This window comes from Pseudomonas putida (genome assembly GCF_001976065.1).
Taxonomy (GTDB): domain Bacteria; phylum Pseudomonadota; class Gammaproteobacteria; order Pseudomonadales; family Pseudomonadaceae; genus Aquipseudomonas; species Aquipseudomonas serbica.
The window spans coordinates 44,104-66,717 of sequence record NZ_MNAH01000004.1 but is presented as its reverse complement, the minus strand read 5'-3'; the positions used below and the strand labels follow the sequence as shown (position 1 = coordinate 66,717).

Sequence of the window (22,614 nt, the reverse complement as noted above, 5' to 3'; positions counted from 1 at the left end):
AAGTGCCAATGCTAGCGGATAACGGTGGCTCAGCGCTTGTTCAGCGTGCCGTAAAGCTCGGGGCGGCGATCGATCAGGTAGCGATTGGCGGCGCGGGAGTCGAGCATCAACTGGCGGTCCAGTTCACCGACAATCAGCGCTTCATCGAGTCCCGCCTGGGCAATGCGGCTGCCGTCCGGTGCGGCGATGCTGCTTTGGCCACAGTAGTGGATATCGCCTTCGCTCCCGCAATAGTTGGCATAAGCCACGTAGCACTGATTCTCGTAGGCCCGGGCGCGTACGGTGACGTCAGCGATGAAGTCGAACGGGATCATGTTGGCCGTCGGTACCAGGATCAGTTCGGCGCCGGCCAGGGCCAGGCGCCGGGTATTTTCCGGAAATTCGAGGTCGTAGCAGATCAGGAAGCCGAGCTTCCAGCCGTTGAGTTCAACGACGGGGAAGTCGTCCGTACCGGCGCTGAACATCGAGCGGTCGAGATCGCCGAACAGGTGCGTCTTGCGGTAATTGCACAGGCGCTCGCCATGGGCGTCGATCAGTTGCACGGCATTGTAGATCTGCCCGTCTTCGCAGCGTTCGGGATAGCCATACAGGATGGCGATCCCGGCGGCCTTGGCAATGCGCGCGATCTGTTGCGCCGATTCGCCGTTGTGCACCTCCGCCAGCACGCTGACGGCATCGACGCCGATGTTGTAGCCGGTCAGGAACATCTCCGGCACTACCAGCAAGTCGGCGCCCTTTGCCTCCAGCGCCAGTTGATGCAGGCGCTGAAGGTTGCCGGCGACATCCAGGGGCAACGGTGGACATTGGTAAAGGGCTACGCGCATTTCAGATTCCTCTTACTCGGGCAGGGCGATAGGGCCAATCTCGTTGAACACATCTCCTGGACCCGGATTCTCGGCGTGAGTTGCACCGCCGAAGTGTTTCATGATGCCCCACACCGCATTGAGCGAGGTCTGAACCGCGCCTTCGACCCAGGCCGGCGTCCAGGACACGTCGTCGCCGGCGATGAAAATCCCGCGCTGTTCGGCCGGCATGTCGTCCTGCATGAAATGCGCGTACATGCGCTGGTTGTAGCGATAGTGACCGGGCAGTGCACCCTTGAAAGCACCAAGGAAATGCGGGTCGGCTTCCCAGGACACGGTGATCGGATCGCCGATGATACGTGCGGCGATGTCGACTTTCGGGTAGATCTTTTTCAACGCGTCCAGCGCCAGCTTCACGCGTTTTTCCACCGGGTGCGGGAGCATTTTCAACGCGTCGCTCATCCACGAGTACGACAGGCAAATCACCCCGGGCTTGTCATCGCCGTTATCGAACAGGTAAGTGCCGCGCGTCAGGCGATCGGTGAGGGTCATGCTCATCAGGTCGCGGCCGGTTTCCGGATCCTTGTCCTTCCAGAACGGACGATCGACCATCACAAAGGTTTTCGACGATTGCATGTAACGGGTGCGGTCCAGGGCCATCCACATCTTCTGCGAGAACAAGGTTTCGTCGCATTCGATCTGGGTGGTCAGCAGCCAGCTCTGGCAGGTGGTCAGCACCGCGGCGTATTCGCGGGTGTCGCCGTTGTTGTCGGTCACCGCAAAACGGCCGCCCGGTGCATGGGCGATTTTCTTCACGCCGGAACGTGGTGCACCGCTGTGCAAGGACTTGAGGCTGGTGCCCTGCGGCCAGTGCACGCAGCGTTCCGGGACATGGCGCCAGATGCCATGCGGCACTTGTTCCACGCCACCGACCACCAGGTGCTGGTGATCGTCGCAGTTGGTCATCACCACGCGGAAGATTTCCAGCATCGAGTTGGGGAAGTCCGAATCCCAGCCACCGGTACCGAAACCGACCTGGCCGAACACTTCACGGTGATGGAACGACAGCTTGGCAAAGGCTTCGGAGGTGGCCACGAAATCGTAGAAGGTGCGGTCGTCCCACAGCGGTACGAGGGTGTTCCATAGCTCCTTGAGGCGCGGCACGTCGCGGTCGCGGATGGCCTGCTGGATATCGGAGAACTGCGAGCCCGCTTCCAGGGCATCGGCCCAGGCGTCGGCGACTTCCTGAAACAGTGCAGGAAGATCCGCCAGTTTTTGTGCGTAATGGGTCTTGCCTTCCAGATCGATGACGGTGCTGCCGGAGGCTGGTGTCAGCGGGTTGGGGAAGGGTTTGGTTTCAAGGTTCAGCTTGTCGACGTAGTGATAGAACGCCGTAGACGATACCGGAAAGCGCATGCCACCCAACTCGGCGACGATGCCATCGGTGCCATTGAACGCCTGGGAGCGCAGGCGGCCGCCCAGCTTCGAGGCCTCATAGACCACGGGCTTGAGACCCAGCTTCATCAACTCGTACGCGGCCACCAGCCCGGCAATCCCGGCGCCGACAATCGCCACTTCGGCACCGTGATGGTGCTCGGGAATGCTGCCCAGGCCGGCCGGGTGTTCGATCCAGTCGTCGAAGGCGAAAGGAAAGTCCGGACCAAAAATGGTGACTGGTTTTTTACCGTCTGCAGGATGGCGATTGTTCTTGTTCATGGCTGACCTTGCTGTCGACCCGACGCGGAATGCGCATCTGAGTATAGGAAAAGATGCCAGCCATTCTAGAGAGCGTAGAACACGTTAATAAGACGCAAAGTGTCGTCGTTTTGCCAGATTATTGATCAGTATGACAATATAATTGCGCACACTGACCACTGTAGGAGCTGGCTTGCCAGCGATGAGGTGCTTGAGTCTTGTGTTGATGGTCCGGACGCCTTCGCTGGCAAGCCAGCCCCTACAGGTCCTTTGCAGGCCAGCCAGACACCCATAACCACCGGAAAAATCTCAAACCGGCTGCCCCCGATCAATCTTGCTGCTCAGGATGATCGAGGTCGTAGTCTTTTCCACCCCATCCACACTGCCAATCTGATCCAGCAACTGATCCAGCTGCTCCGGCGAATCGGTGCGCAACCATGCCACATAATCAAATTCACCACTCACCGCACACAACTGCTGCACCTGCGCCATTGCGCTCAGGCGCCGCAACACTTCCTTGCCGGACCGCGGTTGCACGGTAATCCCCACATACGCCTGCAGCCCGCCATCCACCACGCGCTGGCCAAGTCGCACGCCATAGCCGGTGATGACCTTGGCTTTTTCCAGCCGCGCCAGGCGCGACGTGACGGTGGTACGGGCAATGCCCAGTTGCCGGGCGAGCATGGCCACGCTTTCGCGGGCATTGATCTGCAGGGCCGCAATCAGCTGACGGTCGATTTCGTCGAGAACGGGCGGGCGGATGTCAGGCAAGGCGGGTCTCCAGCGGCATGGATCAATATCCGGGCATGTTACAGGCACATCCCCCGCAGCGCTCGCGACGCCAATATCCTACTGACCGTGGGCGATAACCGAACAGAAAAGCCAACGCCATTTCAGGACGCGTCTGACATACGTGGCAGTGCCCACTTGCCGATCATTGATTCTTTCCGTGGCGTCGGGTCGCGGAGAGGTCTATGAAGGTGCCAGGGGGCGAATGGAAAGGGTCTCGTTTGATGTTGATCACGTGTATTGCATATCCCTGAGTGAGCGCCATGACCGGCGGCAATTGTTCGACAGAACCATCGCTACGCTCATTTCAAACCCGATCGAGTTCTTCATCGCTCAGCGCTGCAGCGACCCGATCCGAGGCTGTTACGAGTCGCATCAAGCATTGGCCAGAAAAGTCCTGGCCGAAGGTTGGCAACGGGTGTTGATCTTCGAGGATGACGCCATGCCCTACCGGTTTCATCCGGCACAGGTGGGCTGGGTGAACCGGTTTATTCGCCGCAACAGGTTCGAGGCATTGCACCTGGGGTACAGCATGGGGCGCACATGGCTGACCTGGTTCCCGTTCATTGCCCGTGGCAACGTGGTGGCGCTGCACGCCTATATCCTCTCCCGCGAAGGCTGCAGGGTGCTGGCTGCAACACCTTATGTGGGGGAGCCGGTCGATGTCCTGTTCAAACGGCAGATCAAGCAACACTGCGTATTTCCCATGCTGTTTCGTCAGCACGCGGCGGCGGTGACCGGCAGCGACATCGAGGTGTTCGCGATGAATGAAGATGAGTGGTGGGAACGCAACTGGAAGAAGCACAAACGCTCGGTATGGAAAAATCTCTGGCGAACGGTGTTTCGATTGAGGTTTTGAGGATTGACCCTGGACCTTCATTTGGTCTGTGATGTAGGACAGCTCATTTGCGGCCGTGGCACGAAGGGACAGGTCATGACGAAGAAAATGCCTCCAGCTGTACGGGATCGCGCCTGGGAGATTGCCCATCACGAAATGGGCCACTACGCCGTGGCTCGTGCCTTGGGTTTTGCCACGGGCAGCGTGAGCCTGACAGTGACCATGGACTTGCGGCATCACGGCGGTGCGTCCATCAGCCTGGTGCGGGCAATATCGTCGATAGACGCCATGAAGCAACATCTGGAGGCTCGAATGATGGTCCTCCTGGCTGGCGCGATGGCGCAGACACTGGCAGCAAGACACTCGGGCGGACAGCGCGTAGACAAGTCGAAAGCCACAGCCATCCTCAAGGGAGAGCAGGGGGCGGAACAGGACTACGCAAAGATCAGGGAGCTGCAGCATCTGCTGCGCAACATCGTCTACCCCGAGACCGATGCGGCGTCGTCCGAGCGCATATCGACTGAGCTAAAAACGCTCACGGATCGGGCGTGGCAGCGGACCCAAGACATTGTGGAAGAGCTGTCCGGGACCATTGCCGAATTGGCGGCGGCTTTGGTGGACGGGATGGCTATCGTCGAGCAGTGGGGGCGGGCGGCGGATACTTACGAGGTTATGCTGACGGGGCAGATGCTTGAGCGGCTGCGGGCAGTGCAGGCCATTCCGTCTATTGGTGTTGGAGGCCCCGAAAAGTCCGGACGTGTTTTCGATAGATGAACTGCTGCCCGCTGAACGATTATGCGATCGCTTGACTGCTTCAGGTCATTCAGACACGCAAAAGCCGCGCATTGCGCGGCTTTCTTGTTTGGTGGGCCCACACGGACTTGAACCGTGGACCAAAGGATTATGAGTCCTCTGCTCTGACCAACTGAGCTATAGGCCCCATTGGTGGCGGATTATAGCGACGGTTTCGCGGCTGTGCTATCCGAAAAATCTATTACTGTTGTACGAAGAAACGTCGCGGCGAATTCGTCGGGGGGCAGGGGCAGGCTGACGATGTAGCCCTGGATCTGTTCACAGCCTTCGGCGGCGAGAAATTGCTGCTGCGCCTGGGTTTCGACGCCCTCGGCGATGACCGTGAATTGCATGCTGCGGCCGAGCGCGATGATGGCGCGCACGATAGCGGCATCGTGGGGGTCATCCGGCAGGCCGCGGACGAAGGACTGGTCGATCTTGAGAATATCCAGGGGCAGGCGCTTGAGGTAACTCAGTGAAGAGTACCCGGTCCCGAAGTCGTCGATCGCCAGTTGCACGCCCAGGTGCTTGAGTTGGTGCAGCACCGCAAGCGCTTCTTCGGCCTGGCTCATGATGAAGTTTTCGGTGATTTCCAGTTGCAGTAAACCGGGGTTGAGGTTGTTGTCCTTGAGCAACTGTTCGATGCGCCCGAGCAGGTTGGGTTGGCGTAGTTGGGCCCCGGCGAGGTTAACCGACAATGGGCCGAGGCCCTCGTACATCTGGTTCCATTCATACATCTGCCGGCAGGCGGTCTCGAGTACCCAGTCGCCGATCTGCAGGATCATGCCGTTTTCTTCGGCCAGCGAGATGAAGTGTTCGGGCGGCACGTCGCCAAAGGTCGGATGACGCCAGCGAATCAGCGCTTCGGCACCCACCAGGCGATAGTCGTCGAGGCTGATCTTGGGCTGGTAGCACAGGTGCAGTTCGTTGCGCTCGATAGCGCGGCGCAGTTCGTGCTCCAGCGCCACGCGTTCGCTGGCTTGGGCGGTGAGGTCGCAGGTATAGCTTTCGACGCGGTTGCGGCCTTTGGCCTTGGAGCGGTACATCGCCGCGTCGGCGTTTTTGATCAGCGTGGCAACGTCGCTGCCGTCCTTGGGGTAGAGGCTGGTGCCGATGCTGGAGCTGATGAAAAACTCATGTTCGCCGGCCTGGAACGGCGCGGTGAAGCAATTGAGCAGCTTGGTGGCGATGTTGTCGGCGTCACTGGGTTGCTGCAGGCCAGGGAGCAGGATGATGAATTCGTCGCCGCCCAGGCGCGCAACGGTGTCGATGTCGCGCAACTGGTCCTTGAGGCGTACGGCAATGCCCTTGAGCAGTAGATCGCCGACCGGGTGGCCGAGGCTGTCGTTGATGTGCTTGAAACGGTCCAGGTCGAGGAACAGAACCGCACCTTGGCCGCCGTTTTCCTTCTGGTGATTGAGCGCGTTGAGCAAGCGGCTCTCGAACAGCGTGCGGTTGGGCAGGCCGGTCAGCGGGTCGTGGTGGGCTTGGTAGTCGAGTTTGGCCTGGGCGTGTTTGAGGCTGGAAATGTCAGCGAACACGGCGACGAAGTGGGTGATGAAATTGTCGCGATTGCGCACGGCGCTGATGGTCAGCCAGCTAGGATAAAGTTCGCCATTCTTGCGTCGGTTGGAAATCTCGCCTTGCCAATGACCTTCGGCGGTCAGTTGATGCCACATGGCGGCATAGAACGCGCTGTCATGCAGGCCCGAGGCAAGCAGGCGCGGGGTGTGACCCAGTGCTTCGCTTTCGCTATAGCCGGTGATTTCGGTAAAGGCACGGTTGACTGCGCTGATATGTTGCTGGGTATCGGTGATCAACACGCCTTCTGCGGTGCTCTCGAATACCGTGGCGGCCTGTTGCAGTTTTTCCTGCATCAGGTGGCGTTCGGTGATGTCCCGGGCGATGGTCAGCATGCAGTCGTCGTCGCCGATCGGCAGCGGACGGCTGGAAACCTCGCAGAGGCGGATCTGCCCGTCGCTGCGGCGAATATGGCAGCTGAAGTCGCGGACGAAACCGTCACGGTGCAACAGGTCGAGCATTTGTTTGCGCTCATTGAGATTGACCCAGATGCCGAGGTCCAGGGCCGAGCGATCCACCGACATTGCGCTGTTGAAGCCGGTAATGCGGCTGAAGCCCTCGTTGACCTCGATCAACAGGCCATCGCTTTGCCGGGACAGCAGCAAGCCGTCTGGTGAGGCGTGGAAGGCCTTGGCAAATTTCTCTTCGGAGGTTTGCAGTTGTTGTTGGGTTTCCTTGAGCTGGGTGATATCTCGCACCACAACCACCAGTGCCGGTGTCGTATCGAGGTCAAAGGGCTCGGCAGAGATCAGGCCGGTGAACACTTGGCCATTGCTGCGGCGAAAGGGCATCTCCAGGTTGCGGATGCTGCCGGCCTGCAAGCGCTGCAACAGTCCTGGCCCGACGCCCGGGATGCCCCAGATGTTCAGGTTGGTGGCGGTCTGGCCGATGACGTCTTCGGCCCTGAGGCCGATCTGGTCTTCGAACGCCTCGTTGACTTCCAGCAGGCAGCCGTCGCTGAGACGCGCGATCACCAGGATGTCCGGGCATTGCTGGAACACCGAAGCAAACTTCTGTTCAGAGAGGCGCAGTGCTTCTTCGGTGCGTTTGGTTTCGCTGATATCGATCATCAAGCCACGCATTACCGGCTCATGGCCATGTTCGATCAGGCTGACGATGTCGCGAACCCACAAGCAACGCCCGTCAGCGGTGATGACCCGGTAATCGAGGGTGTGGTCTCGACCGGCCAGCACCTCGTGATCGCAGAAGCTCTGCGCGCGGGTGAGGTCGGCGGGGTGGATGATGTTGCGCCAGAAGCCCGGAATCAACCAGTGGGACAGGGGGTAGCCGAGCAGGTCTTCGGCGTGGGGCGACACATAGCTGTAGGTGAAGTCGCTCATCCGCGCTTCCCAGGCGATGGCCGACAGGCTCTCCACCAGCCCGCGATAATGGTATTCGCTGCTGCGCAGTTCCTGCTCCAGATCGACCCTGCGGGCGATTTCCGAACTCAAGCGGCGGTTGACCCGGATCACGGCGGCCAGCACGAGAATCAGCAGCAATAGCCCAGGCAGGCCGTAGACCAGCAGATCGGACCAGAACGTTCGATGATCGAGGACGTTGCCAACCCAATGCTCCTGGATCGAACTGATTTCAGCCGGTGACATGTCGGCCAGGACTTTATCCAGGATGCCGACCAGCATCTTGTTATCCCGTGGTACCCCCATGGCCAACTGATAGCGGTAAGGGGTTTCGCCGCTGACATACAGCCCGTCGAGCTTGAGCTGACGCAAACTCCAGACGCTGGAGGCGAGATCGCTTACCACGGCGTCCACTTCATCGGTGGCCAGTGCCTGCAAGGCAGAGCTGACGTTGGGCATCGCCACCAGATTCAGATCGGGATTGTGGGTACGCAACAGTTCGTGGGGCGCGTAGTTTTCCACCACGGCGATCTTCAGCCCGTACAGGTCTTTGAGTTTGCGCGGTTGGGCGCCCCCGACATGCGCCAGGATAACGATCGGGAAATCCAGGTAGGGGCGGGTGAATGACAGGTAGGCCTGGCGTTCCGGGGTCGACATGATGCCCGGCAAAAGGTCCAGCTTGCCTTGTTTGGCCTGGTCCAGCACGACCGTCCAGCTCACGGGTTCGATGGGTGTGAGCTTGATGGCCAGTCGCTGGCGAATCAGGTCGATATAGTCTGCCGCAAGGCCCTGGTAGCGCCCCTTGTCGTCGCGAAACTCAAAGGGGGGCCAGGACGCATCGACACCCAGGCGCAGGTCCGGGTGGGCCGCAAGCCAGCTACGTTCTTCGTCGGTTAGAGTCAGCGCGCCAGCCGTTGCGGTCCAGGTAATCAGCGACAGCAAAAACAACACGGTCGGCAGTCTGGGCATAACGGTCTCGTTATGGCTCGGGGAATGTTTCGAGTGTAGACGGGCAAATCGGCGGGTGGGGGTGGAGCGGGGGATTTAATCTGCACAAAACAAAACCCCCGGCCTGGGCCGGGGGTTCTGGTGTCACTCGTCGAGGAAGGAGCGCAGGTGCTCGCTTCTCGTCGGGTGGCGCAGCTTGCGCAACGCCTTGGCTTCGATTTGACGAATCCGTTCACGGGTCACGTCGAACTGCTTACCAACCTCCTCGAGGGTGTGGTCGGTATTCATGTCGATACCGAAGCGCATGCGCAGTACCTTGGCTTCACGGGCAGTGAGGCCGGACAGCACTTCGCGAGTCGCTTCCTTGAGGCTCTCAACGGTGGCGACATCGATTGGCGACTGCATGGTCGAGTCTTCGATGAAGTCGCCCAGATGGGAGTCTTCGTCATCACCGATCGGGGTTTCCATGGAGATCGGCTCTTTAGCGATCTTCAATACCTTGCGGATCTTGTCCTCAGGCATTTCCATGCGTTCGCCCAGCTCTTCCGGGGTCGGTTCGCGACCCATTTCCTGCAGCATCTGGCGGGAAATACGGTTGAGCTTGTTGATCGTCTCGATCATGTGCACCGGAATACGGATGGTGCGGGCCTGGTCGGCGATCGAGCGAGTGATCGCCTGACGGATCCACCAGGTGGCATAAGTCGAGAATTTGTAGCCGCGACGGTATTCGAACTTGTCTACCGCTTTCATCAAGCCGATGTTGCCTTCCTGGATCAGGTCGAGGAATTGCAAGCCACGGTTGGTGTACTTCTTGGCGATGGAGATCACCAGACGCAAGTTCGCTTCGACCATCTCTTTCTTCGCGCGGCGGGCCTTGGCCTCACCGATCGACATGCGACGGTTGATGTCCTTGATCTCGGCGATCGTCAAACCGGTTTCGGTTTCCAGCGCGGTCAGCTTCTGCTGGCAACGAATGATGTCCGGCTGCAGGCGACCAATGGCTTCAGCGTATTTGCTTTTGCCTTTGGCCAGTGCATCACTCCAGCTTTCGTCTACTTCGTTGCCCGGGAACTGGCGCAGGAAGTCAGCACGCGGCATGCGTGCATCACGAACGCAGAGCTGCATGATTGCACGCTCTTGCTGACGCAGACGATCCAGGGCGCTGCGCACACGCTCGACCAGGCCTTCGAATTGCTTCGGAACCAGTTTGATCGGCATGAACAGGTCGGCCAGGGCCAACAGCTCGGCAATTGCCAGCTTGTTGTGGCGACCGTGCTTTTTCAGCGCCTTGCGGGTGATTTCCATCTGATCGGCGACAGCGCCAAAACGCTGGGCGGCGATGATCGGATCCGGACCGCTTTCGGCTTCTTCTTCGTCATCGGAAGCTTCGGCGTCATCGTCGTCGGAATCGTCATCCGCTTTCGCGGCCTTGGCGTCGATCGGCGGCGGCACTTCCGCTGCAGGCGGCGCAATGCCGTCGTCCGGGTCGATATAACCGCTCAGGACGTCGGACAGGCGGCCACCTTCGGTGGTGACGCGAGTGTATTCGGAGAGAATATGATCAACCGTGCCAGGGAAGTGCGCGATTGCGCTCATCACTTCACGGATGCCCTCTTCAATACGTTTGGCGATTTCGATTTCGCCTTCACGCGTGAGGAGCTCGACCGTACCCATTTCGCGCATGTACATGCGCACCGGGTCGGTTGTGCGACCAATGTCGGTCTCGACCGCTGCCAACGCAGCAGCTGCCTCTTCGGCCGCGGCTTCGTCGGTATCGGCGTCGGCCAGCATAAGGGAATCCTTATCTGGCGCAACCTCGAATACGTTGATCCCCATGTCGTTAATCATGCGGATGATGTCTTCCACCTGTTCCGGATCTGAAATATCCTCCGGCAGGTGGTCGTTGACCTCCGCGTAAGTCAGGTAGCCCTGCTCACGACCAAGGGTGATCAACTCTTTGATACGAGACTGCTGTTGCGCTTTTCCGGACATAACACCCTATCCACTGAAGGTCTTGGCGGGCAAAAAACAAGCCGAGGATTATACCTGAGCTATGACCTCACGCGCCAGTTGAGGTCGGGTTTGATGCGGAAACATTGCCTTTAAATAGGTCGCGCATCTGATTTGCTATCTGCATTTTCTGTTCCGCGGTCAGTCCTGGGTCGTTGGCTTTTTTGATGAGCTCGTCCAGGGTATGTGTGTGCTGGGCTGCGGATAACCTATTAATGGTGTCTAAAAACTGTTGTTCAAGGTTGTCCCCTCGAATTAACCATTCCTTTTCCGCAAGCGCCTTGAGCAGGCGCCCCTGATCGGTTCCATGCCAGCGAGCCATCAGTTGGATTGAGTTTAGCCCAGGATTTTTCTGAACTGCCTCGACCAGCGCGACCAGGAGCTGCGCATAGGTATTTGTCTCATTTGCAAAATGATTGGCACTCTCCACTTTTCCCGCCATGTTCGGGTGGTGGATAAGGGTACGGATTGCAATGAGCGTTGGTGCCTCGACAGCTATAGGCGTTCTGGGTGGGCTTTGCTGATCGCGATAACCGCCACGCTTGCCATTCTTGTCCCAGGGTTTCTTGTCCCATTTCTTGCCGCCGGCACCGGTTTTTTTCGGTGTCCACTCTTGCTGTGGTGCATACATCTCCGGTGCCTGCGGCTGATGGTAGTCGCTGTAATCCGGCATTGCGTCGTAATCGAAGCCCGGATCGTAGGCGGGCGGTGCTTCCTGGGGGGCGGTTTGGGCAAGCTGACTAACGGCCTCCCCGCTGAGGCCGGTGATTTCGCTCAGGCGCTGTCGCATCAGGATGCGCAGGTTGGCCCCCGGGACTTTATCGATCAGCGGTGCCGCCAGGGTGGCCATGTGGGCCTTGCCTTCGAGTGAGCGCGGGTCGGCTTCTTCCGTCAGTTGCTGGAAAAAATAATCGGCCAATGGCTGCGCGTGCTGGTTGATGCGTGCGCGGAAGGCATCGGTGCCTTCGGAGCGGACCAGGGTGTCTGGATCTTCGCCTTCGGGCAGGAACAGGAATCGGGCGCGACGGCCATCCTGCAGGCTCGACAGCGTGGCTTCGAGGGCTCGCCAGGCGGCGTTGCGGCCGGCCTGGTCGCCGTCGAAGCAGAACAGCACGCTGGGCACGACGCGAAACAGGCGCTTCATGTGCTCTTCGCTGGTGGCGGTGCCCAAGGTCGCGACGGCATTGCGCAAGCCTTGCTGGGCGAGGGCGATGACGTCCATGTAGCCCTCGACAACGATGATTTCGTCGAGGTTGCGGTTGTTCTTGCGCGCTTCGTACAGGCCGTAGAGTTCCTGGCCTTTATGGAAGACCGGGGTTTCCGGCGAGTTGAGGTACTTGGGCTTGTCGTCGCCCAGTACCCGGCCACCGAACGCGATGATGCGCCCGCGACTATCGCGAATCGGGAACATCACGCGATCACGAAAGCGGTCGTAGCGTTTGCCGGTTTCGGCGTTCTCGATCAACAGGCCGGCATCGATCATGGCTTTTTGTTGCAGGGTGTCGCTGCTCAAGTGCTTGAACAGGTTGTCCCAGCCCGGTGGCGCAAAGCCAAGGCCGAAGTCCCGGGCGATTTCACCGGTCAGTCCTCGACCTTTCAGGTAGTCCACGGCAGCTTTACGCGCCGGATGGCTCTTCAGGGCCTGGCGATAGAAATCGGCGGCGGCGGTAAGCAGCGGGTACAGCGGCGAATCGGTTGGCTGGCGCGGCTTGTGCGGTCGCCCGCTTTCCTCGCGGGGGATTTCCATCCCGGCGGCCTTGGCCAGTTCTTCGACAGCCTGGGGGAAATCCAGGTTGTCGTGGTCCATGATGAAGCCCAGGGCGTTGCCACCCGCGCCGCAGCCAAAGCAGTAATAGAACTGCTTGTCGGGACTTACGCTGAAAGAGGGTGTTTTCTCTTTGTGGAACGGGCAGCAGGCAGTGTGGTTCTTGCCGGCCTTTTTCAGTTGCAGGCGCGAGCTGACCACGTCGACGATGTCGGTGCGGTTCAGAAGGTCGTCAATGAAGCTCTGGGGAATTAGCCCGGCCATGGCGTTCTCGTCATCTGCGCTGAAAGGGGACCGAAGCGAAGGGTGGCTGAACGCGGATCATTGCTTGAGGCACGCACAATGTGCGGCTCGACCGGTATCGCCTGCATAATCGCTATCGGGAAGTGTATCTGCCGAAAATCCACTGACGTTACTGCCTGTCAGTATTCGACTGTTTGAAAGTGTTGCGCTGAATCCGGCTGCGACCCGTCAAGGGTCTCGGATAGCTCTTTTTCGGCACGCATACAGGTGCCTTGGGCTGATCGTCGTGAGAGGAATCAGTGGGTGTGCTCGTCAGTAGCCTTGAAAGGCTCGTCAGAAAAGACGTGCACCGCTGGCAAAAAAGCCAGGTCTGACGCAGTGAAGCAGATTTGTCTCGGTCGCGTCTGCGGCTTCGACGGTGAAGCATCAAGCGTTTTACGCAAATGCCATAAGCCCGGCTCAGAGCCGGGCTTGGCAGAAGCTTGCTACGATCGTCTGTGTATTAGTACAGACGAACGGCGCGGCGCTGTTCGCGCTGAACTTTCTTGGCGTGACGCTTAACAGCGGCTGCTGCCTTGCGCTTACGCTCAGAAGTTGGCTTCTCGTAAAATTCGCGGCTACGAACTTCAGCCAGTACACCGGCTTTTTCGCAGGAGCGCTTGAAACGACGCAGAGCTACGTCGAAGGGTTCGTTCTCTTTTACTTTGACGGCTGGCATCCAGAGCTACCTTCATTCATTACCGGGGTCAACATCCTCGCGGCAAAAGAGCACTTGAAGACGTCGGTTTTTAAGGGTTGCGGATGTTAACCCCTCATCGCACGGAATGCAAAGCCTCTGATCGAAAACCGCTGGTCGGGGCATCACGCGGCGACTATTATGCGCGCCTTCGAATTCAGCCTAAACAAGGCGCAAACCCATGCTAGTACTGGGATTAGAAACCTCTTGCGACGAAACCGGTGTCGCGCTTTACGACAGTGAGCGCGGCCTGCTGGCCGATGCGCTGTTCAGCCAGATCGACCTGCACCGCGCCTATGGTGGCGTAGTGCCGGAGCTGGCCTCGCGTGACCACGTCAAGCGCATGCTGCCCTTGATTCGTCAGGTGTTGGCCGAAGCCGGCTGCGTGCCGACCGAGATCGACGCCATCGCGTATACCGCGGGCCCCGGCCTGGTCGGCGCGCTGCTGGTCGGTGCTTCCTGTGCCCAGGCGCTGGCCTTTGCCTGGGGTATTCCAGCGCTGGGCGTGCACCACATGGAAGGACACCTGCTGGCGCCGATGCTGGAGTCTCAGCCGCCCGAATTTCCGTTCGTCGCTTTGTTGGTGTCGGGCGGCCATACGCAGTTGGTTCAGGTCGACGGAATCGGTCAATACACACTGCTTGGCGAAACGCTGGACGATGCCGCGGGCGAAGCCTTCGACAAGACCGCGAAGATGATGGGGCTCAATTATCCGGGTGGCCCGGAAATCGCTCGCCTGGCAGAGCAGGGCGTTGCAGGACGTTTCGTCTTCCCGCGTCCGATGTGCGACCGCCCAGGCCTGGACTTCAGCTTCAGCGGCTTGAAAACTTTCGCCCTGAACACCTGGCAGCAGTGCGTGAGCGCTGCAGACGACGGTGAGCAAGCCCGTTGCGACATCTCGCTGGCGTTCCAGCAGGCCGTGGTAGAGACTTTGACCATCAAGTGCAAGCGCGCCCTGAAAGCGGCTGGCATGAAGCGCCTGGTGATCGCTGGCGGCGTCAGTGCCAACAAGGCGTTGCGCGTTTCCCTGGAAAAAATGCTCGGTGACATGAAGGGCGATGTTTTTTACGCCCGTCCGCAGTTCTGTACCGATAATGGCGCCATGATTGCGTTTGCTGGCTGTCAGCGCCTGAAGGCGGGTCAGCAGGAAAGCCTGGCGATCAGCGTGCAGGCGCGGTGGCCGATGGAGCAGTTGTCGCCTTTGTGATGAGGGCGGCGCCTGGCTGGCGGCTAAAAATGCCGTTCGCGCCCGGCAAACAGGTCGCGTAGATTGCCCCGGTGGCGCCAGACGATCATTGCGGTCAGGGCGCACATCGGCAGCAGAGCAGCCGGCTCTTGCCAGGCCAGCAGTGGCAGGGTCAAGGGCGTGGCGATCAAGGCGGCCAGCGAGCTGGTACGGGTCAGGTAGAACGTCAGCAGCCAGGCGCATACGGCCATCAGGGCCGCGGGCGGGTATAGCCCCAGCAGCATGCCGGCAGCGGTGGCGACACCCTTGCCACCGCGAAAGTGGAAGTACAGTGGGAACAGGTGGCCGATGACGGCGCAGACGCCGATCCAGGCCTGATCCTGTAGTGACAAGCCTGCGAGGCCGGCGATCAGTACGGGCAGCAGGCCTTTGCAGAGGTCGCCGAGCAGCGTCAGGATGGCGAGTTTCTTGCCCGCCAGGCGCAGCATGTTGGTGGCGCCAGCATTGCCCGAGCCACTCATTCGCGGATCGGGGTTACCGGTCAAGCGGCTGAGCAAGATGGCGAAGGACAGAGAGCCGAGCAGGTAGGCGAGGATCGCCAGTAACCAAAACATGCTAACTATTCCGGGCGAGGACGCCCTGATTCTAACGGCGCATTGCGCCCTTGTCGTGCAGCGGAGAAAAGTGCTTGGACAGAGTGTTTATCGAGGGCCTGGAAGTCGACACCGTGATCGGTGCCTATGACTGGGAGCGAGGCATCCGACAGTGCTTGCGGCTTGACCTGAGTTTCGCCTGGGACAATCGCCCGGCCGCCGCTGGCGATGACCTGACCCTGGCGCTTGATTACGCGAGCGTTTCATCGCGCATCCAGGCCTTTGCCGAGCAGGCACAGTTCCAGTTGGTCGAGACTTTCGCCGAGCGCCTGGTGGAAGTGCTGATGAGCGAATTCAAGATCACCTGGATGCGCCTCAAGTTGACCAAGCCAGGCGCAGTTCCTGCCGCTACCGGTGGCGTGGGTGTGGAGATCGAGCGCGGATGTCGCTGACTCAGGTGTATCTCGGGCTCGGCAGCAACATCGAGCGCGAAACCCATTTGCAAGCCGGCCTGGAGGCCCTGGCGGGTTTTCTGGTGGATATTCGTTGCTCCGCGGTTTTCGAAAGCCAGCCGGTGGGGATCAAGAGCGGGCCGTTCTTCAATTTCGTGGTGTCGGCCTACACCGACTTGCCGCTAATGGAGCTGGATCGCCGGTTGAAGTTTATCGAGGCCGATAACGGTCGTTATGCACCGGATCGCCGAGGTTTGCCTCTGGATATCGACGTGTTGCTGTACGGCGACCTTGTGGGAAACTTCGATGGCCTGGTGTTGCCGAGGGCGGAAATTCTTAAGAATGCCTTTGTGTTGTGGCCGTTGTCGCTGATTGCTCCAGATCGCGTGCACCCGGGCGTAGGTAAAAATTTCGCCGCGTTGTGGGCCGAATCGCAGATTGATCAGGTGCTGGCGCCGGTGGCGTTTGAGTGGCGTGGGCAGCCATTGACCCCGTCCAGCTTGCTGTAAAGCAATGATCGCAGCCAGCCTGCGGCAGCTCCTCCAGGGAAACGCATATTTCCCCTATAGGAGCTGCCGCAGGCTGCGAACTTTTGATGCTTAAGCTTGTTCCTTGTAGGCCTTCAAAGCCTTGAGCCGTTCGCGCTTGATCGCCTCACCCAACTGCGGCCCCTTGAATCCCTGCTCCAGCAGCGGCTGAACCGCCACGCTACGCGCTGCTGTCGCCGCCCCGCGCAGATAATCCGCCTGTGGATAACTTCTCTGCTCCAGCCCTTTACGGCCACGTGCATCCATCTCGCACGCTGCGATGAATTCCTCGAACCGTTGCGGTCGACGGTAAACGTCGAAGCTCTGCAGTAGCTCGAGCAAGGTCGATGGCTTCAGCTCGAGTGCGCGATGACCGTGGGTGTGATATTCGCCCACCAGCAACGCCAGCTCCTGGCAATCCTTCGGCGCCTTGAAGCGTTCGTTGACCGCCTTGATCAGTTTCAGTCCCTTGGACTCGTGAGCAATGTGCCGCGGCCATTGATCCTCCGGCGTCAGCCCTTTCCCCAGATCATGTAGCAGGCACGCCCAGCGCACGGTCAGCGGCTGTTCATGTTCTGCCGCTTGCTGCAGCACGCTCAGGGTGTGGGCGCCAGTGTCGATTTCCGGGTGGTGGCTCTCGGGCTGCGGGACGCCAAACAGTGCGTCAACTTCCGGCATCAGCTCTTTAAGGGCACCGCATGCGCGCAACACTTCGATAAACACCTGTGGCTGGTTTTCCATCAGGGCGCGGGAGATTTCTTTCCAGCTGCGCTCCGCCGTAAGCGCTTGCAGTTCGCCTGATTCGCTGAGCTGGCGCATCAGTTCAAGGGTTTCGGGGGCGACGGTGAAGCCGAGTTCGGCATAGCGTGCCGCGAAGCGGGCAACGCGCAAAACCCGGAGGGGATCCTCGGCAAACGCTGGGGAAACGTGCCGAAGAACACGGGCCTCAAGATCGCGCTGGCCGTTGTAGGGGTCGGTCAGTTTCTGCTGATCGTCTTCGGCCATCGCGTTGATCGTCAGGTCGCGGCGAATCAGGTCTTCTTCGAGGGTCACATCGGGACTGGCGTGGAACGTGAACCCACCGTAACCGCGTCCGCTTTTGCGTTCGGTCCGGGCGAGGGCATATTCCTCGCCGGTTTTCGGATGAAGAAACACCGGAAAGTCGGCCCCCACCGGCCGATAACCCTGGGCGAGCATCTCCTCGGTCGTCGCTCCGACCACGACTCGGTCGATGTCAGTGACAGGTATGCCGAGCAGGCGATCGCGTACCGCACCGCCAACTTTATAAATCTGCATGAAAAACCTCCGTTAGCTCGACAGGATAACCCTTACGTCGAGCGTTCGGAGGCACAACCGGAATCACAAATGGATGACGGCCAGGTCCAGTCGGCCGTAATCGCCTTCGCTGTGTTCACTGCGTGGCGGCACATGGTGGGTTTTCATGATCTGGTCACCCTGCAAGGTTTCCAGGTGAATATCGAAGCCCCAGAGGCGATGCAGATGCTTGAGCACTTCCTCGGTGGACTCTCCCAGCGGTTTTCGGTCATGTTGTTGGTGACGCAGGGTCAGGGAGCGGTCGCCGCGTCTGTCGATACTGTAGATCTGAACGTTCGGTTCGCGATTGCCCAGGTTGTACTGTGCCGCCAGGGTTTCACGGATGATGCGATAGCCGCCTTCGTCGTGAATGGCTGGCACCAGTAGATCGTCTTTCTGATCATCATCGAGAATACTGAACAGTTTCAGGTCACGGATCACTTTGGGTGAAAGGTACTGCAGGATGAAACTCTCATCCTTGAAACTGCTCATGGCGAACTTGATGGCTGCCAGCCAGTCGGTGCCGGCAATGTCCGGGAACCAGCGGTAATCCTCTTCAGTGGGCTCTTCGCACATGCGACGGATGTCGCGATACATGGCAAAGCCCAAGGCGTAGGGGTTGATGCCGCTGTAATAGGGACTGTCGAAGCCAGGCTGGAAGACAACGCTGGTGTGGGACGTCAGGAACTCCATCATGAAGCCATCGGTCACCAGGCCTTCGTCGTATAGATCGTTCATCAGGGTGTAGTGCCAGAATGTGGCCCACCCTTCGTTCATGACCTGGGTCTGGCGCTGTGGATAGAAATACTGGGCGATCTTGCGTACGATCCGCACGATTTCCCGCTGCCAGGGCTCCAGCAACGGCGCATGTTTTTCGATGAAGTACAGGATGTTTTCCTGCGGTTCGGCGGGGAAGCGCGCGTTGTCCTTGTCGCTGTACTTGTCCGCGCCTTTGGGAATGGTGCGCCACAGGTCATTGATCTGCTTCTGCAGATGTTCTTCCCGGTCTTTTTGGCGGCGCCGTTCTTCCTCGGCGGAAATAGGGTAAGGGCGTTTGTAGCGGTCGACCCCGTAATTCATCAAGGCGTGGCAGGAGTCGAGCAAGTCCTCGACCGCATCGATGCCATGGCGCTCCTCGCATTGCATGATGTACTGCTTGGCGAACACCAGGTAGTCGATGATCGAGCTGGCATCGGTCCATGTGCGGAACAGGTAATTGCCCTTGAAGAAGCTGTTGTGCCCGTAGCACGCATGCGCCACCACCAGCGCCTGCATGCAGATGGTGTTTTCCTCCATGAGGTAGGCGATGCACGGATCGGAGTTGATCACGATTTCATAGGCCAACCCCATCTGGCCACGCGTGTAGGACTTTTCGGTGCTGAGGAAGTGTTTGCCGTAGGACCAGTGGTGATAGCCCAGAGGCATGCCCACAGAGGCGTAGGCGTCCATCATCTGCTCAGCGGTGATCACTTCAATCTGGTTAGGGTACGTATCGAGCGCGTAGCGAGCCGCAATACGACTGATTTCACGGTCGTAGGCCTGGATCAGCTCGAACGTCCATTCCGATCCGGTGGATATGGGTTGGCGCTTCTGCTCTTTGGCGGTCATGTCACTAACCTGCGCTGGAAGAGTTCACGGAAGACCGGATAGATATCCCCGGCCGATACCAGTTGTTGCTGGGCAAAAGTGTCGGAAAAGGCTTCGGCGATGCGCTCGTATTCGAACCACAGGGCCTGATGTTCCCGTGGGGTAATCTCGACATAAGTGTAGTACTGCACGAAAGGCATGATCTGGTTGATCAGGATGTCGCGGCAAATCGGCGAGTCGTCGTTCCAGTTGTCGCCGTCGGAGGCCTGGGCGGCATAGATGTTCCACTCGTTTGCCGGATAGCGCTCGGCCATGATCTCTTGCATCAACTTCAAGGCACTGGACACGATGGTCCCGCCGGTTTCGCGGGAGTAGAAGAACTCTTCCTCGTCCACTTCACGGGCGCTGGTGTGGTGGCGGATGAACACCACGTCAATCTTGTCGTAGTTACGCTTGAGAAACAGGTACAGCAGGATGAAGAAGCGCTTGGCGATGTCCTTGGTCGCCTGGGTCATCGAGCCGGAAACGTCCATGAGGCAGAACATCACCGCCTTCGAGCTGGGGTTGGGTTGCTTGATCAGCAGGTTGTACTTGAGGTCGAAGGTGTCGAGAAAAGGGACGCGATGAATGCGTGCGCTGAGTTTTTCGATTTCTGCCTCAAGTTCCTGGATATCGCCGAAGTTGTCCGGTTCTTCCTGCTTGAGTCGCAGGAGTTCTTCCTTGGCTTCGCGCAGTTTCGCCCGGCTGCTGCCAGAGAGGGCGATTCGCCGAGCATGGGCTGAGCGCAGTGTGCGGATGATGTTGATCCGCGACGGATTGCCCTCGTTGCTGATCCCTGCGCGAACGGTCTTGAAGGTGTCGGTGCCGGTCAGGTTGCGCTTGACCAGGTTAGGCAGCTCAAGGTCTTCGAACATGAATTCGAGGAATTCTTCCTGGGTGATCTGGAAGACGAACTCGTCCATTCCTTCGCCCGAGTTGCCGGCCTTGCCAGGCCCTCTGCCGCCACCACCCCCAGGTGGGCGCGCAATGTGTTCGCCGCTGGTGAATTCCTTGTTGCCGGGGTGCACGACGGTCTGTTTGCCGCCACGCCCGTGGTGAAGCACCGGTTCGTCGATGTCACGCCCCGGGATGCTGATTTGCTCGCCGTGTTCCATATCGGTAATGGAACGCCGACTGACCGCCTCTTCGACAGCCTTTTTGATGTGGTCACGGTACCGCCGCAGAAACCGCTGGCGGTTCACCGTGCTCTTGTTCTTGCCATTGAGACGTCGGTCGATCACATAGCTCATAGGCCCTCCGGGGAGCTTCGAGTCATAAGCTTCAAGCTGCAAGACAGAAGCTTCAGAAACAAGCGGCGCGCGACATATGGCCACAATTACGCCAACAACGCGTTTTCGGTGGTGCGGTGTCGCTTGCCGCCTGCAGCTCCCTTACTGGGATTTTCTGACCCTCAGGTACCACTCGGACAGCAGCCGTACCTGTTTGTCGGTGTAACCGCGTTCGACCATTCGTGTGACGAAGTCGTTGTGTTTCTGCTGGTCCTCTTTGCTGGCCTTGGCGTTGAAGCTGATAACGGGCAGGAGGTCCTCGGTGTTGGAGAACATTTTCTTCTCGATGACCACCCGCAGTTTTTCGTAGCTGAGCCAGGTCGGGTTCTTGCCGTTGTTGTTGGCCCGGGCGCGCAGTACGAAGTTGACGATTTCGTTGCGGAAATCCTTCGGATTGCTGATGCCCGCCGGTTTTTCGATTTTCTCCAGTTCTTCGTTCAGTGCGACGCGGTTGAGAATCTCGCCGGTTTCCGGATCGCGATACTCCTGGTCCTGAATCCAGAAGTCCGCGTACAGCACATAACGATCGAAGATGTTCTGGCCGTACTCGCTGTAGGACTCGAGGTAGGCGGTCTGGATCTCCTTGCCGATGAATTCGATGTATCGCGGTGCCAGATACTCCTTGAGGAAGCGCAGGTAGCGCTCGCGGGTTTCGGCCTGGAACTGCTCCTGCTCGATCTGTTGCTCCAGCACATAGAGCAGGTGAACCGGGTTGGCGGCGATTTCATGGGGATCGAAGTTGAAGACCTTGGACAGGATCTTGAACGCGAAGCGGGTCGACAGGCCGTTCATGCCTTCATCGACGCCGGCGTTGTCGCGATACTCCTGGATCGACTTGGCCTTCGGATCGGTGTCCTTGAGGTTTTCACCGTCATACACCCGCATCTTGGAGTAGATGTTCGAGTTTTCTGGCTCCTTCAGGCGTGAAAGTACGGTGAACTGTGCAAGCATCTTCAAGGTGTCTGGCGCGCAATGGGCTTTGGCCAGCGAGCTGTTGAACAGCAGCTTGTCGTAGATCTTCACTTCGTCACTGACACGCAGGCAGTACGGCACCTTGACGATGTAGATCCGGTCGATGAACGCTTCGTTGTTCTTGTTGTTGCGGAAGGTGTGCCACTCCGATTCGTTGGAGTGGGCCAGCAGGATCCCGGTGAACGGAATTGCCCCAAGCCCTTCGGTACTGTTGTAGTTGCCTTCCTGGGTGGCGGTCAGCAGTGGGTGCAGCACCTTGATCGGCGCCTTGAACATTTCGACGAATTCCATCAGGCCCTGGTTGGCCCGGCACAGTGCGCCCGAATAGCTGTAGGCATCGGCATCGTTCTGTGGGAATTCTTCCAGTTTGCGGATATCGACCTTACCCACCAGTGCCGAAATGTCCTGGTTGTTTTCATCGCCTGGTTCGGTTTTGGCCACGGCGATCTGGTTGAGGATCGACGGATAGAGCTTGACCACGCGGAACTGGCTGATGTCACCGCCGAATTCGGCCAGGCGCTTGGTGGCCCATGGCGACATGATGGTGTTGAGGTAGCGCCGCGGGATGCCGAAGTCTTCCTCGAGGATCGCGCCATCTTCAGTGGCGTTGAACAGACCCAGTGGCGATTCGAATACCGGCGAGCCCTTGATCGCGTAGAAGGGCACTCTTTCCATCAGTTGCTTGAGTTTTTCGGCCAGGGACGATTTACCACCGCCGACGGGGCCGAGCAGATAAAGGATCTGTTTCTTCTCTTCCAGGCCTTGGGCGGCATGGCGGAAATACGACACGATCTGGTCGATGCATTCTTCCATCCCGTGGAAGTCTTCAAAGGCCGGATAGCGGCGGATCACCTTGTTGGAGAAGATTCGCGACAGCCTCGAGTTGGTCGAGGTGTCGAGGAGTTCCGGCTCACCGATGGCCAGCAACAGACGCTCGGCGGCGGAAACGTAGGCGCTACGGTCCTTTTTGCACAACTCCAGATACTCTTGCAGCGAGAGTTCTTCCTGGCGTGTGGACTCGAAACGTTGTTGGAAGTGGCTAAAGATACTCATGACGTCACCTCGCTCGATACGTGGAGCCGACGCCGGATCACTCA

17 protein-coding genes and 1 tRNA gene are annotated in these 22,614 nt (G+C 59.1%); 5 read left to right on the top strand and 13 right to left on the bottom strand.

Annotated features, from left to right (window positions below):
* Positions 1-29: 29 nt before the first annotated feature.
* The 3 genes from BKX96_RS15515 to BKX96_RS15505 all read right to left on the bottom strand — a co-directional run bounded on the left by BKX96_RS15515 (position 30) and on the right by BKX96_RS15505 (position 3,269).
* Positions 30-824: a carbon-nitrogen hydrolase family protein gene (locus BKX96_RS15515; protein ID WP_046818201.1), complete on the bottom strand. Its 795-nt coding sequence runs from the start codon at positions 822-824 to the stop codon at positions 30-32.
* Positions 825-836: 12 nt separating this feature from the next.
* On the bottom strand, positions 837-2,519 hold the full coding sequence (locus tag BKX96_RS15510; RefSeq protein ID WP_077184574.1) for a flavin monoamine oxidase family protein: 1,683 nt from the start codon (positions 2,517-2,519) through the stop codon (positions 837-839).
* Between the two features lie 288 nt (positions 2,520-2,807).
* Positions 2,808-3,269 carry an Lrp/AsnC family transcriptional regulator gene (locus tag BKX96_RS15505; RefSeq protein WP_046029956.1) on the bottom strand — a complete coding sequence of 154 codons (462 nt, stop codon included), beginning with the start codon at positions 3,267-3,269 and terminating at the stop codon, positions 2,808-2,810.
* A 223-nt stretch (positions 3,270-3,492) separates the two neighbouring features.
* Here BKX96_RS15505 and BKX96_RS15500 point away from each other — a divergent pair, with 223 nt between their 5' ends.
* On the top strand, positions 3,493-4,146 hold the full coding sequence (locus BKX96_RS15500) for a glycosyltransferase family protein (RefSeq protein ID WP_077184571.1): 654 nt from the start codon (positions 3,493-3,495) through the stop codon (positions 4,144-4,146).
* A gap of 75 nt (positions 4,147-4,221) precedes the next feature.
* The gene (locus BKX96_RS15495) at positions 4,222-4,899 is read left to right on the top strand and encodes a zinc metalloprotease (RefSeq protein ID WP_077185139.1); all 678 of its coding nucleotides are present in this window, start codon (positions 4,222-4,224) and stop codon (positions 4,897-4,899) included.
* Between the two features lie 89 nt (positions 4,900-4,988).
* Here the strand turns inward: BKX96_RS15495 and BKX96_RS15490 are convergent.
* From BKX96_RS15490 to rpsU, 5 genes are all read right to left on the bottom strand, one after another.
* Positions 4,989-5,065, bottom strand: a tRNA-Ile gene (locus tag BKX96_RS15490).
* Positions 5,066-5,078: 13 nt separating this feature from the next.
* Positions 5,079-8,825 carry a bifunctional diguanylate cyclase/phosphodiesterase gene (locus tag BKX96_RS15485; protein WP_046818198.1) on the bottom strand — a complete coding sequence of 1,249 codons (3,747 nt, stop codon included), beginning with the start codon at positions 8,823-8,825 and terminating at the stop codon, positions 5,079-5,081.
* Positions 8,826-8,948: 123 nt separating this feature from the next.
* Entirely contained in the window at positions 8,949-10,796 is a 1,848-nt protein-coding gene (rpoD, locus tag BKX96_RS15480; protein ID WP_046818197.1) for an RNA polymerase sigma factor RpoD, read from the bottom strand.
* A 67-nt stretch (positions 10,797-10,863) separates the two neighbouring features.
* The gene (gene dnaG, locus BKX96_RS15475; RefSeq protein ID WP_046818196.1) at positions 10,864-12,843 is read right to left on the bottom strand and encodes a DNA primase; all 1,980 of its coding nucleotides are present in this window, start codon (positions 12,841-12,843) and stop codon (positions 10,864-10,866) included.
* Between the two features lie 481 nt (positions 12,844-13,324).
* Positions 13,325-13,540, bottom strand: a complete 216-nt coding sequence (gene rpsU, locus BKX96_RS15470; RefSeq protein ID WP_002551877.1) for a 30S ribosomal protein S21 — start codon at positions 13,538-13,540, stop codon at positions 13,325-13,327.
* Positions 13,541-13,739: 199 nt separating this feature from the next.
* Here rpsU and tsaD point away from each other — a divergent pair, with 199 nt between their 5' ends.
* Complete coding sequence (gene tsaD / locus BKX96_RS15465) at positions 13,740-14,765, top strand: tRNA (adenosine(37)-N6)-threonylcarbamoyltransferase complex transferase subunit TsaD (RefSeq protein WP_046818194.1); 1,026 nt, start codon at positions 13,740-13,742, stop codon at positions 14,763-14,765.
* 23 nt (positions 14,766-14,788) lie between these two features.
* Here tsaD and plsY read toward each other — a convergent pair whose 3' ends face one another.
* The gene (gene plsY, locus BKX96_RS15460) at positions 14,789-15,358 is read right to left on the bottom strand and encodes a glycerol-3-phosphate 1-O-acyltransferase PlsY (protein WP_046818193.1); all 570 of its coding nucleotides are present in this window, start codon (positions 15,356-15,358) and stop codon (positions 14,789-14,791) included.
* A 74-nt stretch (positions 15,359-15,432) separates the two neighbouring features.
* On the opposite strand from plsY, the gene folB reads away from it, so the two are divergent.
* Both folB and folK read left to right on the top strand, forming a co-directional pair.
* On the top strand, positions 15,433-15,789 hold the full coding sequence (gene folB / locus BKX96_RS15455) for a dihydroneopterin aldolase (protein WP_008051601.1): 357 nt from the start codon (positions 15,433-15,435) through the stop codon (positions 15,787-15,789).
* Positions 15,780-16,298, top strand: a complete 519-nt coding sequence (gene folK, locus BKX96_RS15450) for a 2-amino-4-hydroxy-6-hydroxymethyldihydropteridine diphosphokinase (protein WP_077184569.1) — start codon at positions 15,780-15,782, stop codon at positions 16,296-16,298. The genes folB and folK overlap by 10 nt, the downstream gene beginning before the upstream one ends.
* Positions 16,299-16,388: 90 nt before the next feature.
* On the opposite strand, the gene BKX96_RS15445 is transcribed toward folK, so the two are convergent.
* From BKX96_RS15445 to BKX96_RS15430, 4 genes are all read right to left on the bottom strand, one after another.
* The gene (locus BKX96_RS15445) at positions 16,389-17,612 is read right to left on the bottom strand and encodes a multifunctional CCA addition/repair protein (protein WP_077184566.1); all 1,224 of its coding nucleotides are present in this window, start codon (positions 17,610-17,612) and stop codon (positions 16,389-16,391) included.
* Positions 17,613-17,675: 63 nt separating this feature from the next.
* Entirely contained in the window at positions 17,676-19,238 is a 1,563-nt protein-coding gene (locus tag BKX96_RS15440; RefSeq protein ID WP_046818190.1) for a SpoVR family protein, read from the bottom strand.
* A complete protein-coding gene (locus tag BKX96_RS15435) occupies positions 19,235-20,506 on the bottom strand; it encodes a YeaH/YhbH family protein (RefSeq protein ID WP_008061553.1) in 1,272 nt (423 codons plus the stop codon). Before BKX96_RS15435 ends, BKX96_RS15440 begins: the two co-directional genes overlap by 4 nt.
* 141 nt (positions 20,507-20,647) lie before the next feature.
* On the bottom strand, positions 20,648-22,570 hold the full coding sequence (locus tag BKX96_RS15430) for a PrkA family serine protein kinase (protein WP_008061555.1): 1,923 nt from the start codon (positions 22,568-22,570) through the stop codon (positions 20,648-20,650).
* Positions 22,571-22,614 lie beyond the last annotated feature (44 nt).

Bases quoted from the DNA above. Each gene is read 5' to 3' on its own strand.
- dnaG (WP_046818196.1), bottom strand. From the start codon at position 12,843: ATGGCCGGGCTAATTCCCCAGAGCTTCATTGACGACCTTCTGAACCGC.
- BKX96_RS15445 (WP_077184566.1), bottom strand. From the start codon at position 17,612: ATGCAGATTTATAAAGTTGGCGGTGCGGTACGCGATCGCCTGCTCGGC.
- tsaD (WP_046818194.1), top strand. From the start codon at position 13,740: ATGCTAGTACTGGGATTAGAAACCTCTTGCGACGAAACCGGTGTCGCG.
- BKX96_RS15435 (WP_008061553.1), bottom strand. From the start codon at position 20,506: ATGAGCTATGTGATCGACCGACGTCTCAATGGCAAGAACAAGAGCACG.
- folK (WP_077184569.1), top strand. From the start codon at position 15,780: ATGTCGCTGACTCAGGTGTATCTCGGGCTCGGCAGCAACATCGAGCGC.
- BKX96_RS15485 (WP_046818198.1), bottom strand. From the start codon at position 8,825: ATGCCCAGACTGCCGACCGTGTTGTTTTTGCTGTCGCTGATTACCTGG.
- plsY (WP_046818193.1), bottom strand. From the start codon at position 15,358: ATGTTTTGGTTACTGGCGATCCTCGCCTACCTGCTCGGCTCTCTGTCC.
- BKX96_RS15500 (WP_077184571.1), top strand. From the start codon at position 3,493: ATGGAAAGGGTCTCGTTTGATGTTGATCACGTGTATTGCATATCCCTG.
- BKX96_RS15515 (WP_046818201.1), bottom strand. From the start codon at position 824: ATGCGCGTAGCCCTTTACCAATGTCCACCGTTGCCCCTGGATGTCGCC.
- BKX96_RS15495 (WP_077185139.1), top strand. From the start codon at position 4,222: ATGACGAAGAAAATGCCTCCAGCTGTACGGGATCGCGCCTGGGAGATT.
- BKX96_RS15440 (WP_046818190.1), bottom strand. From the start codon at position 19,238: ATGACCGCCAAAGAGCAGAAGCGCCAACCCATATCCACCGGATCGGAA.
- rpsU (WP_002551877.1), bottom strand. From the start codon at position 13,540: ATGCCAGCCGTCAAAGTAAAAGAGAACGAACCCTTCGACGTAGCTCTG.
- BKX96_RS15430 (WP_008061555.1), bottom strand. From the start codon at position 22,570: ATGAGTATCTTTAGCCACTTCCAACAACGTTTCGAGTCCACACGCCAG.
- BKX96_RS15510 (WP_077184574.1), bottom strand. From the start codon at position 2,519: ATGAACAAGAACAATCGCCATCCTGCAGACGGTAAAAAACCAGTCACC.
- rpoD (WP_046818197.1), bottom strand. From the start codon at position 10,796: ATGTCCGGAAAAGCGCAACAGCAGTCTCGTATCAAAGAGTTGATCACC.